12 protein-coding genes are annotated in these 12,458 nt (G+C 31.1%); 3 read left to right on the top strand and 9 right to left on the bottom strand.

The features are described 5' to 3' along the window. Window positions 1-197 precede the first annotated feature (197 nt). From MK851_RS01675 to MK851_RS01660, 4 genes are all read right to left on the bottom strand, one after another. Window positions 198-509 (bottom strand): hypothetical protein, encoded by a 312-nt coding sequence (locus MK851_RS01675; RefSeq protein ID WP_320240877.1) that lies wholly within the window; start codon window positions 507-509, stop codon window positions 198-200. A gap of 700 nt (window positions 510-1,209) precedes the next feature. Continuing rightward, window positions 1,210-1,509, bottom strand: a complete 300-nt coding sequence (locus MK851_RS01670) for a GIY-YIG nuclease family protein (protein WP_320240875.1) — start codon at window positions 1,507-1,509, stop codon at window positions 1,210-1,212. A gap of 363 nt (window positions 1,510-1,872) precedes the next feature. Then, on the bottom strand, window positions 1,873-3,102 hold the full coding sequence (locus tag MK851_RS01665; protein WP_320240874.1) for an RNA methylase: 1,230 nt from the start codon (window positions 3,100-3,102) through the stop codon (window positions 1,873-1,875). 169 nt (window positions 3,103-3,271) lie between these two features. Then, window positions 3,272-3,769, bottom strand: coding sequence for a hypothetical protein (locus MK851_RS01660; RefSeq protein WP_320240872.1), 498 nt, complete (start codon window positions 3,767-3,769; stop codon window positions 3,272-3,274). 393 nt (window positions 3,770-4,162) lie between these two features. On the opposite strand from MK851_RS01660, the gene MK851_RS01655 reads away from it, so the two are divergent. Beyond that, complete coding sequence (locus MK851_RS01655) at window positions 4,163-4,597, top strand: TerB family tellurite resistance protein (protein ID WP_303504953.1); 435 nt, start codon at window positions 4,163-4,165, stop codon at window positions 4,595-4,597. Window positions 4,598-4,653: 56 nt separating this feature from the next. Then, a complete protein-coding gene (locus MK851_RS01650) occupies window positions 4,654-5,247 on the top strand; it encodes an outer membrane beta-barrel protein (protein WP_115899651.1) in 594 nt (197 codons plus the stop codon). 54 nt (window positions 5,248-5,301) lie between these two features. Here the strand turns inward: MK851_RS01650 and gltX are convergent, their stop codons facing one another. From gltX to MK851_RS01625, 5 genes are all read right to left on the bottom strand, one after another. Further along, window positions 5,302-6,819, bottom strand: coding sequence for a glutamate--tRNA ligase (gene gltX / locus MK851_RS01645; RefSeq protein ID WP_320240869.1), 1,518 nt, complete (start codon window positions 6,817-6,819; stop codon window positions 5,302-5,304). Window positions 6,820-7,086: 267 nt separating this feature from the next. Beyond that, on the bottom strand, window positions 7,087-7,272 hold the full coding sequence (locus MK851_RS01640; RefSeq protein WP_303504946.1) for a hypothetical protein: 186 nt from the start codon (window positions 7,270-7,272) through the stop codon (window positions 7,087-7,089). Window positions 7,273-7,414: 142 nt separating this feature from the next. Beyond that, window positions 7,415-7,567, bottom strand: a complete 153-nt coding sequence (locus MK851_RS01635; protein ID WP_303504944.1) for a hypothetical protein — start codon at window positions 7,565-7,567, stop codon at window positions 7,415-7,417. Window positions 7,568-7,663: 96 nt separating this feature from the next. Next, window positions 7,664-8,509, bottom strand: a complete 846-nt coding sequence (locus MK851_RS01630; protein WP_303504942.1) for a hypothetical protein — start codon at window positions 8,507-8,509, stop codon at window positions 7,664-7,666. A gap of 148 nt (window positions 8,510-8,657) precedes the next feature. Then, the gene (locus tag MK851_RS01625) at window positions 8,658-8,888 is read right to left on the bottom strand and encodes a hypothetical protein (RefSeq protein WP_115899646.1); all 231 of its coding nucleotides are present in this window, start codon (window positions 8,886-8,888) and stop codon (window positions 8,658-8,660) included. A 198-nt stretch (window positions 8,889-9,086) separates the two neighbouring features. Between MK851_RS01625 and MK851_RS01620 the strand changes: the two genes are divergently transcribed. Further along, a complete protein-coding gene (locus tag MK851_RS01620; RefSeq protein WP_320240866.1) occupies window positions 9,087-12,380 on the top strand; it encodes a DUF4175 family protein in 3,294 nt (1,097 codons plus the stop codon). Window positions 12,381-12,458: the final 78 nt, after the last annotated feature.

Raw genomic sequence — 12,458 nt, 5'->3', positions numbered from 1 at the left:
AAGTTATGACCGAAATAGTCTGTTCATTTAGAACTCGTAACAGAAAGATTGCTTTGTTTTAGCCTGTCTTGAGCGACAGTCGAAAGGCTCGCAATGACGGATAAGAAGCAATGGCGAGGTAACTGTTGTTTTGTACAAAAAAATAGTTGAGATAAAGGATAACACTACTTTTTTAGTTCACACTAAAGTCGCTACTCCTAAAATAGCCAACCCCGAAAAAGAAAAGCAACCCAAATGAAACTAAATGAGGAAATAACTAAACCAGCTATTGCAAGTCCTCTGGGTTTTTTAAATATTCCAACTAAAGAAAAAATAAATCCTAAAGCCCATATGAGCCATCCTAAAAAAGGAAACCATCCAAAAAATAAACCTATCACTGCTAAAATAAATCCTACTATTCCAACTCCATTTATTTTAGCAGTAAAACGTTTTTTCTGTTTCTTGTTTACAATAATTGTTTTACTTTGATTTTCAATATTTTGGTCTTTTAGATTTGCAATTTCTCTCATAGTATCTAGTTTTATATTTTCTTTGCAAATACATACCTATTCAACCACCATTCTTCACAGTAACCCATAAAAAAGTGTTTGTTGTTACTTGTTGTTTATAAAAAATAGTTAAGATAAGGGGTAGTACTACTTTTTGTTTTTTAGCGTGTTAAACATATTAAAAAAAGAGGAGGGAGGCAAACCTTTTTGTCATTTCTAACTGGAGTGCAACGGAGGTGAGAAATCTTACAGTCGTGTGTTAGTGACTTCTAAGAATATTTGTAACTCAAATGAATGAGATTCCTCTCTTCGTTCGGAATGACGAACCTAACGTCATTTCGAACTGAAGTGCAATGGAGGTGAGAAGTCTTATAGTCGTATGTTAAGTACTTTTAAGAGTGTTTGTGACTCCTGTGAGTGAGATTTCTCCCTGCGGTCGAAATGACAACTTATACGTCATTTCGAACTGAAGTGTAACGGTGGTGAGAAATCTTATTGTTATGTGTAGGGAACTTTCAAGAGTGTTTCTGACTCCCGTGAATGAGATTTCTCACTAGCGCTCGAAATGACAGGATGCTAAGAATGAAAAACAACAACTCCAAAGTCATTTCGAAGGAGGACACGACTGAGAAATCTTATTGTTGTGTGTAGGGAACTTTCAAGAGTGTTTCTGACTCACATGAATGAGATTTCTCGCTATCGCTCGAAATGACCGTATTAATTAAAACACTTCATTATTTAAAAAATTCCATTCAGGATTGAAACTATTAATCAGGCTTTCTTTCTTTTCTCTGCGCCATTTTTTCAATTCTTTTTCTCGATAGATTGCTTCGTTTATCGTTTCAAAAGCTTCATAATAAATCAAATAATAGCAATTATATTTTCCTGCAAAGGATTTTTTAGCATGTTCACTATCAAAATAATGTTGAGATAATCGTTTTTGGAGGTTGTTAGTCACACCAATATACAGCGTGGTTTTGTTCTTGTTTGTGATGATGTACACAACATATTTGTCTAGCATTTTTTATTTTAAAGATATGAAAAATTCTAAACGTCATTTCAAAGGAGCTACGACTGAGAAGTCTCAAGATTCAGCAGAGCTAAATCTTATAATGGTCTATTAGGTATTTTCAATAATGCTTCTAACTAGAATTAAACAGATTTCTCGCTATCGCTCGAAATGACAACTCATTACGTCATTTCGAAGGAGGCACGACTGAGAAATCTTACAGTCGCGTGTTAGGTATTTAAAAGAGTGTTTCCTACTCAAATTAAGCAGATTTCTCCCTACGGTCGAAATGACAGGACACCATGCAACCTCAACGTCTTTCTTATGTTGTACAAGGATTTTTTTTGTAGAAAAAAGTTTGTACAAAAAAAGGTTTTATTCCTTACAAATAGTAATCGCTCCAACTCGTGCTAACTGACTTACAAAATCAAATACATCCATCAATTCCCAAGTAGGAGTGAGGTGGTTTTGTAGTTCTTCAAAGCTTATGGTTTCTCCTGTGTTTAGCTTTTCTATAATTGTGCTTAGTTGTGAGTTATTGCTAACTACAACCTCGTTTCCTCTTGCCATTATGCTGGTTTTCTCTGTATTTTCTGTATGTAACAACAACGGAAAAATTGTTTTTCCCATAATTTGAAATGGCGGATTGAGTAAGCCTTCTTTGTTTTGAAGTATTGATGGGTTTAATACTCCTGCGTTACTTTTTAGTTGGGTTATGTATTTTGTAAGTGTGTTTTTGTATTTATTTTCCCACGTTTTTGAGTTTAATAAGGGATTCCAATCCAATTCTTCGGTTGTGGTATCTACAGGTGGTAAGTACCCTACTTTTGGATTTTTTATTAACTCACTAGACGCTATTTGTGTAGCAATTGTTTTTTCTAAATAGTCTCTAGACGGATTGATATAATCCATTACCACACTCAACGAAAATTCATCAGTTTTTGCAATATGATATACATGATACGGAATAAACATGGCTGATTTTGCTTTTAACGGATATTTTGTAGATGTTGATAACATTGCATTTACCTCGTGGAACACTTTGGTATGGTGTTCTATTTGGTTGTATTCTTCAATATCCCAAGTGTAAAAACCTTTATCATTTGGGCCTAAGTGAAACAAAAAACCATCTTCTCCTTTGGCATCTTTATGAATTCCGAAAGGGGTAAAACCATAATTTCCCATAAAAAACAAAAAAGAAAGTCCGCCCAAGGGCATTCCTGCTTTTTGAAGTAGTGGAGCAACTATATGGCACATTCTCTCTGTAAACTCATTGCTAAAGGTTTCTAAGCTATTGAAAACAACTCCGAATTTTTGATCTCCAAAGAGCTTTATACACCACTGTTCAATAGTTTCATTTTCTTTGGGTCTATTGGCAGCCATTTCTTCTGCAATTCCGTTTTGAAGCTCATGATTTATGTATACTTTGATGCCTTTATGCAATTCTCCTTTGTCTAAAAACCGATTGATGATGTTTTTTAATTCTTGTTTTAAAAAGGTTACATCGTCATCAGAAAGTATACTGTTTATTGATGTTGGTTTTGTGAGTTCTTGTGAGTTATGGTAAAGTTTTTTCCAAGTTTCAGAATTCTTTTCGTTATTCATAGGCTGGTTTTAAAGCTTCTGCTCATAAAAATAAGGTACTTTGAAAATTATTTTTATGCTTTTATTCCCTTATTTTAATCAGTTATACCACCTCAACGTTATTTCGAAGGAGTAGGTGACCAAAACAATCTGTTTGTTGAGATCATATAAAAGAAAATTGCTATCTAATTTACAAACATTTACCTGATTCAAAACCTTCTTTAGTAATTGGTTCTCCGTTAATTGTATCAGTATCCCAGTCTTGTGAAATTAACCATACACCATTCTTTTTATTAAGTACCACGTGGAACCTACCGTATACAATACGTGGTTCTTTGTCTTTTTCGGTATATATAACTCGGTAATAACCTACTTCATAACCAGTACTTTCTTTGTAAGTTCTTTGATTGAAACAAAAATCTATTTGTCTTTTCTTAGTCGTTGGTTTTTGATAAGATGTTTGCACTGATGTTTTGTATTCTTCACCTATACGAATTCCATACTTATTAACTCTTAAAACATCATTAATATGCAAACTATTAAATGTATTCCAATCTCTAGCTTCAAAAGATTTTTTAAATGGTTGCCATATTTGTTCGTTGACTTCTTTTTCTATTACTCCTTTATTTTGTGAAAAACTAAACGTAATTGAAATTAGAAAAATTAAAATAGTGTATGCCGTTTTCACTTTGATAAGATTAAAAATTCATTTGTTAACAAGTTAGTAATTTTAAAAACGAAATTAAGATTTATTGATTCTTTTTATGTGTTCTATAAGTATTCTCTATTAAATTTTCTTTTTTCTATTTTTTTTATTAAAACCTGTTTAATCGCTATTTTAAAGAATAAAAAAACACTAGTATAAACATTCGTATTAACTAAAAATAAAAACTCTTTAAAACACCTAAAAAATAGCTGTTATTTATTAGTAGTTTTTATGTGTTTTTAAATTACAATAAAAAAAAATAATACTTTGTTTTTGGTTAGAATTGTTAACTTTCGGCGGTATTTATGTGACTTTATTTAAACTTTGCTTCTAAATAAATACCACTTACTTTCAATCATAAAAAAACAAAAAATTATGTCAATATCAGATTTATATTCAACCGGAAAACATAAACAAGAAATAGGGCACTTTGCTAGTGTAGTAAAAATTGCTGAGACTGATGGAATTATTTCAGAAGGGGAACAGTTATTATTAGACAGAACCGCAAAGAAGTTAAATATTAGTGAAGAAGAATATAAGCTAATTTTAAAAAGTCCTGAAAAATATCCAATAAACGCCCCTGTAAGTTATGATGAGCGTATTGAGCGCTTATATCGTTTAACAAGAATGATTTTTGCTGATGAAAATGTAGCTAAAGAAGAAGTTGGTATACTTCGTAAAATTGCAGTAGCTTTGCATTTCTCTGCAGAAAATGCTGAGAAAGTTTGTGATGAAGCCGTTCATTTAGTTTTAAATGATAACAACTTAGATGATTTTACCGCAGCTATTAAAAAGGTGAATGCCAATTAATTTAATTATACTAAAAACTTATTAAACCAGTTATTACTCTAAACACTTATCTCCCGATGAAACATAAAATTTTATTCATAGCAATCTTTACCTGTTTAACAACATCCGTTTTTTCTCAAAATTTAAACGACTCTTGGCAAATAGGTGTAGGTTTTGGAATAACAAAATTTAGTGAAAGTGACGCTGCTTTTATTGGCGATCAATATTTATTTCAAGTACCTACTGTAAGTTTAACTATGCCTATTGGTGATCGTTTTTCTTTAGATGGTGCTGTGTCTTTTAATACTATTGATGATGTTGGTTTTATTAAAAATTCGGCAAAGTATTTTTCTATGGATGCTTCATTTCGTTATAACTTAAATGCAGTGTTAGATAAATTTGCTCCGTATGTTTTTATAGGAGGAAGTGTAGTAGATTCTGAACGTAAAATGACACCTACACTTAATGTTGGTGCTGGTGGAATTTACTGGGTTAGCGATAATATCGGTATTAATCCACAATTATACTATAAGCATTCTTTTGAAGGTTATGAAAGTATGCGTTCGCACATTCAAGGAACTTTAGGTGTTGTTTTCAAATTAAACTGGAACAATGGTGGTGATAACAATGGTCGTAATGCTGCAAAACATTTAGGAGGTTGTATGTTTTAAACTTCTCTAATTTTATAAAATAAGAAAGCCGCTTTTAAAGCGGCTTTCTTATTTTTATGATAATGCGTTTATTGCATTTTGTATTCTTGTCATGGTCATTTCTTTACCAATCATTGTCATAATTTCAAACAAATCGGGTCCTGCTAATTTACCTACCAAACTTAAACGAAGTGGCTGCATCACTTTACCAAAGCCTATTTCTTTAGAGGTAATCCATCCTTTAATTTCTGTTTGTGCATTTTCAATTGAAAAGTTTTCTATATTAGAAATGACTTCTATTAACTCTTGCATTAGCTCACTCGTAGTGTCTTTCCATTGCTTTTTAACTGCTTTAGCATCGTATTCTGAAGGGTTTTCAAAGAAAAAGCTAGATAACTCCCAAAAATCAGCTACAAACGTCGCACGCTCTTTTATTAAAGAAACTACTTTTTCTGCCTGATCTTTATATGTACTTATACCTTTTTCTTCAAGAATAGGTAAGAATAACGCTGTAAGCTCTTCGTTAGACTTTTGCTGTAAATACTGTTGGTTAAACCATTTTGCTTTATCAGGGCTAAATTTAGCTCCTGATTTGCTTACGCGCGCTAAATCGAACGCTTCTGTTAATTCTTCTAAACTAAAAATTTCTTGTTCTGTTCCAGGATTCCACCCTAAGAACGCTAACATATTTATAAAAGCATCAGCGAAATAACCGTCTTCTTTATATCCACGTGAAACATCTCCTGTTTGCTCATTGGTATATTCTAACGGGAATACTGGGAAACCTAATTTGTCACCATCACGCTTGCTTAATTTACCTTTTCCTACTGGTTTTAAAATTAATGGTAAGTGTGCAAATTTTGGTGCTTTCCAATCAAACGCACGATATAATAACTCATGTAGTGGGAGAGAAGGTAACCATTCTTCACCACGAATTACATGCGAAATTTCCATTAAATGGTCATCTACAATATTTGCTAAGTGATAGGTTGGCATTCCATCAGATTTAAACAATACTTTATCATCTAACGTGTTTGTTTCCACTTTAATCGTACCACGAATTTCATCTTGTAAAATCAACGTTTCATCTTGTGGAGTTTTAAAACGGATCACATACTTTTCTCCTGCACTAATCTTAGCTGCAACTTCATCAGCAGAAAGAGCCAACGAATTATTTAACTTTAAACGATTATGCCAATTATAGATAAACGTTTTTCCTTGCTCTTCGTGATTTTTACGATGTGCATCTAACTCTTCAGCTGTATCAAATGCATAATACGCCCAACCGCTTTCAATTAATTGATCGGCATATTTTTTATACAAATCTTTACGTTCTGACTGACGATACGGTCCGAATTTTTCGTTTTTACCTGGACCTTCATCAAACGGAATGTTACACCATTCTAAAGAATCGATGATATATTTTTCTGCATTGGCTACATAACGAGTTTGGTCTGTATCTTCGATACGTAAAACAAAGGTTCCGTTATGTTTTTTAGCAAATAAATAATTGAATAAAGCAGTTCTTACACCACCTATGTGTAATGGTCCTGTCGGACTCGGAGCAAAGCGTACTCTTACGTTCTCAGTCATTTTTTTATTGATTTGAAAGCGCAAAGATAGTTGTATGTTAATAGAAAAGAAAAAGGAGGAAAGAGAAAAAAGAAAAAAAGCGAGTTAAACTCGCTTTGTGTTATCTTATTTATACTGGCAGTAACCATGGAAACAATACATATCCCTTCTCGGACAGTCTTGATCATATCTACACCTGGTAAGTCCGAAACCTCCATTAATATTTTTCTGTTCAGTCTTTTTTAAGGTAGTACCTAAATTTGAAATGTTCTTTAGCATAATATATTTTTAAGATATTTGACAATAACCCCAGTAACAAAAGAAAACTTCATTTTCCATTCCTGGTAAAGAATTAAGAATACTACAATCACTATTCGAATTGCATTGCATACGTCCTCCTCTAGAACCACCATTAATAAATTTTTGTTCTTTTTTGTTTAGGGTAGTACCTAAATTTGAAATGTTTTTTAACATCTTTAAAGTTTTTAAAATTAATACTAGCAATTTAATTAAACTTTAAATACTCAACACTTTTTTTGCCTTACCTTTTGTAAGGCAAAACCTTACTTTTTTATTGATCAATAAAAAAGCGAGCTAATGCTCGCTTTGTGTTATCTTATTTATACTGGCAGTAACCATTAAGACAAAAAGAATCCCAAGGTGGACAATCTTTATCGGTATGGCATCTAATGTTTCTCCACCCTCCATTGATATTTTTTTGTTCTTTTTTCTTTAGGGTAGTACCTAAATTTGAAATGCTTTTTAACATCTTTAAAGTTTTTAAAATTAGTACTAGCAATTTAATTCAACTTTAAACACTCGTCGTCTATTTTACCTTACAAAAAGTAAGGAAAAACCATACTTTTTAAAATTTATGATACAATCCGAAACTCAATGCTGGGGCTTTGGCAACATTTCTTCCTGCAAAAGCTCCTCCGAAACCAACATTAGCTCCAAAAGATTTATTGAACTCACCTATAAGTTTTAATCCAAAGGCAGCATAGCTTTGATCGTTTACATACAAACCTGTAGCTAAATTTTCCTTAGATAATACTATATCTCCATTTTTTAAAGAAGCAACACCATCTAAAAACCCAGCTATCCATAACCAATTTAGTGCTTTATACCCTATTTCTCCTCCGAGTTTATAGTTAGAGCTATAATCATTAGTTCTAATATCAAACCCTGTGAACGCTTGTATATACCATGAATCAAAACCTCTACCTGTTAAAAACAACGGGGTAAATGTCCACGCATCGTAACCACTCCGTAATCCTGAATTTTCTTTATAGGTACTTGTATTTGCTTCTATAGAAAGTTGTCCTGAAAGTAACCATTTATTATTAGAAAAATTATGTTTTATTCCTAATTGAATATTCCCTAATAAAGTTTCTGAAGCTTCATCAATGGTAAAAGAAGGAAAAATTACTGACATGTCTTCGGTAAAATCGCCTGTTTTTACCATTTTTAAAGGAATGTTAGCAAATAGTGTTGTTTTGTCAGTTACACCATATTCTCCGTATAGTTGTACTGTATTATCGGTTATTTCTCGTTGTGGTTTATAGTCTGGGTTTCCATAGATTTTATCATAGCTTCCAATGGTAGTATATGATACTTGAATATATCCTTCGTTTTTATTTTTTGTCCATGGACTTTGAGAAAAAGCATTAAGTGTAATTAAAAATAATGCTGGTAAAACTAGTTGTTTCATGCTAAAAAGATTTTATAATTAGTTTACAAAAGCTTTCGTTCCTTACAAAAGACTTATTTTTTAAGTAACATTTTTTTATTATTAATTACACTTCACAGAAAAGCAGCATTAAATTTAATACTGCTTTCATACATTCTACTTGAAGTTTTTAACTTATGCAACACAATCCATTTTGTATAATTCCTACACAGCTTATATCATATGGCGTATCAAATGCACATGGATTTCCTTCTCCAAAACCAACATACCCATTTCCTCCAGGGTATCTTTCATGACAACCTGTAATATCACATTCATTATTTCCTGAAAACCCTCCATTAATATTTTTTTGAGCTACTTTATTCAGTAGAATACCTAAGTTTGAAATGTTTTTTAACATCTTTAAAGTTTTTAAATTAGTACTAGCAATTTAATTCAACTTTAAATACGAATCACCTATTTTACCTTATAAAAGGTATGGAAAGTCCTTATTTTTTCTTTAAATACTATTTTAAAATGATTTATTAAGAGGATATGTGCGTTTAAATAAATCTTTAACTAAGATTTCTTCATAAAACATGTATTTTTATACTTAGATATGAAAGATTTTAATAAAATACAACAAAAGCTACAGCAGTTTAGCAAGAAGTTTTACACTAATGAATTGATAAAAGGAAGCATTTTATTTGTTGCATTAGGATTAATCTATTTACTTTTCACACTGTTTATTGAATACTTTTTATGGTTAAAACCTACAGCTAGAACTATTTTGTTTTGGTTATTTATTGTGGTGGAAGTATTCTTACTATTCCGTTTTATTTGTTTTCCTATTTTTAAAATTGTGGGATTACAGAAAGGAATTTCTTTTGAAGAGGCTTCTAAAATCATCGGAAATCATTTTCCTGAAGTAAAAGATAAATTATTAAATGTTTTACAATTACAGCAAAACAATCAGCAGTCTGATTTATTAGCTGCTAGTATTGAACAAAAGTCGAAAGAGTTACAACCTGTTTCTTTTAATAAAGCTATCGATTTTAGTGGAAATAAAAAATATATAAAGTATGCTTTAATTCCTTTTCTTATTTGGGGTATTTCTTTGCTTACAGGAACTTCTACTAAGCTTTCGCAAAGTTTTAATCGTGTGGTAAATCATTCCGTAGCTTATAATCCTCCAGCTCCTTTTTATTTTAATTTAACTGCAAAAGATTTACGTGTTATTAAAGGAAAAGATGTAACCGTGTATTTACAAACAGAAGGGGAGGTAATACCTGAGGAAACTAAAATTCATTTTAATAATCAACAATACTTTATGGAGAATGAAGGAAATGGTTTGTTTTCGTATACGTTTTCAGAAGTTCAAAACCCAATTACTTTTTACGCAAGCGCCAACGGAATTGAATCTAATGAGTATAGTATAACAATTATTAAAACTCCTTCTATTCAAAATATTTCATTGAACTTAACGTATCCGTCATACATACGAAAAGCTTCTGAAACTATAAACAATACCGGAAACTTAAATGTTCCACAAGGAACAATTATAAAATGGGGTATTAAAACTTCTGAAACCGATACAGTTACCTTTATTGAAAAAGAAAAAAGAACAATTTTTAAACAAAAAGAAAACAACGAATTTGAGTATTCTAAACGTGTGCTAAACAATACGAATTATCAAATAACTACCTCTAATCAAAACCTAACAGATTACGAACAGCTACAGTTTTCTATTAATGTAACCAAAGATGAATATCCTACAATTACCGTAAATTCAAATATTGATAGTATTTCGAGAGGTAACGCACAGTTTGTAGGTCAAATTGCTGATGACTACGGTTTTAAGAAGTTACAATTGGTTTATTATGATAAGAATAACATCCAAAACACTTATAATCAATTAATTAACATTAAAAAAGAGATTATTCAGACCTTTTATTTTGAGTTTCCAGGAAACTTAGGTTTAAAGAAAGGAATAGACTATGAAATGTACTTTCAAGTATATGATAATGATCTTGTAAATGGTAGTAAAAAGACCATGAGTAGAAAGTTTAGTTATCGTCAAAAAACCGAAGAGGAAATAGAAGAAGAACTATTACAAGAGCAAAAAAACTACATTCAAAACATCACTAACTCGTTAGATCAACAACAAAAAAGTAAGAAATATTTAGAGAAAATTCAGTTTGATTTACAAAACAAAAAGAATATTAACTGGAATGATCAAAAGAAAATTCAGAATTTAATAAAGCGTCAGGAGCAATACAAGCAAATGATGCAACGTCAAACACAAAAATTACAAGAAAATTTTTCTGAAAAGAAAGAGGAAAATGAAACACTTCAAGAGAAAAAAGAGAACCTTAAAAAGCGTATTGAAGAACTTAAGAAATTAGAAAAGCAACAAAAATTATTAGATGAATTATACAAGCTAGCTGATAAACTTAAAAAAGAAGATTTAATTAAAAAGACAAAAGAACTAGCTGAACAAAACAAACAACAAGAACGTAGTTTGGAACGTATTTTAGAAATGACTAAACGTTTTTATGTTGAACAAAAGATGAATCAACTAGCTAATAAACTTGATGATTTATCTAAAAAACAAGAAGAGTTAAGTAACAAAGAATCTAGTAAAGAAGAACAGCAAGAGGTTAATGAAGAGTTTACAAAAGCAAAGAAAGAATTAGACGACTTAGAAAAAGACAATAAAGAGTTAAAACACCCCATGGATATGCCTTCTATGGAAGATTTAGAAAAACAAACTCAAGAAGAACTAAATAAAGCTGAGGAAAACTTAGATAAAAATAATGCTTCAGAAACTAAAAAAAACCAGAAAAAAGCTGCTAAAAAGATGCAGGAAATGAGTCAAAAAATGCAACAGTCAATGCAATCAATGAGTGCTGAAATGGAGGAGGAGAACATGGAAGGATTGCGTCAAATTTTAGAAAATTTAATTAAATTTTCTTTTGACCAAGAAGCACTAATGGATGAGTTTTCTTCATCGAATTCATCGCATCCAAATTTTGGTAAAAACCTACAAAAACAACATCAGCTTAAAACCTATTTTGAACATATTGACGATAGTTTATTTGTGCTTTCAATGCGAGTTCCTAGTATATCTTCAAAAATTCAAGATCACCTAGCACAGGCACATTATAATTTAGATCAGTCTTTAGATAACTTTGCAGACAATTATTTCCAGACTGGAATATCAAACCAACAGTATGTAATGACTTCAGCAAATACATTAGCTGATATGTTGAGTAATACTTTAGATGCCATGCAAAACCCTAAACCCGGTAACGGAAAAGGAAAGGGGAAAGGGAAATCGTTTAGCTTACCGGACATCATTCAAAAACAAAACAAATTGATGGAAAAGATGAAACAAGGTATGCAAAAGAAAAATCAAGGAAAACCAAAAGACGGAAAAAATGGTAAAAAGAAAGGCGAAAAAGAGGGACAAAACGGAGAACAAAGTGATGATTTAGATGGCGAGTTATATCAAATTTATAAAGAACAATCACAGTTAAGAGAGCAATTAGAAAATGCTATTAGGGAAGGAAAAAGAGGGAATGGTGATGCTAAAAAAGCATTAAAGGAAATGGAACAATTAGAAAATGAGATTTTAGAAAAAGGGTTTACGCAAGAAAGTATAAATAGAATGCAACAGTTAAACTATGAGTTACTAAAATTAGACAAAGCATCTTTTGAACAAAATAAAGATAAGCAACGTAAATCGAATACCAATTTACAAGAGTTTAATAACAATACTTCTAAAGAATTGAAGTTTAAAAAGTTGTTTTATAACCAAACAGAGATATTAAACAGACAATCACTACCTTTGCGCCAAAATTACAAAAAGAAGGTGCAAGAGTATTTTAGCCTTCCAAAGGATAAAAAATAACACATTAAAAAGCCTTTAGATTATACAAATACTATCGCTTTTTAATTGATTTTTTTTTAAGACATTAACAATAGTATT

It is taken from the genome of Tenacibaculum sp. 1B UA, assembly GCF_033978845.1.
Classification (GTDB): domain Bacteria; phylum Bacteroidota; class Bacteroidia; order Flavobacteriales; family Flavobacteriaceae; genus Polaribacter.
Note: the sequence above shows the minus strand (reverse complement) of the source record. Positions and strands in the feature narration are given on the sequence as shown.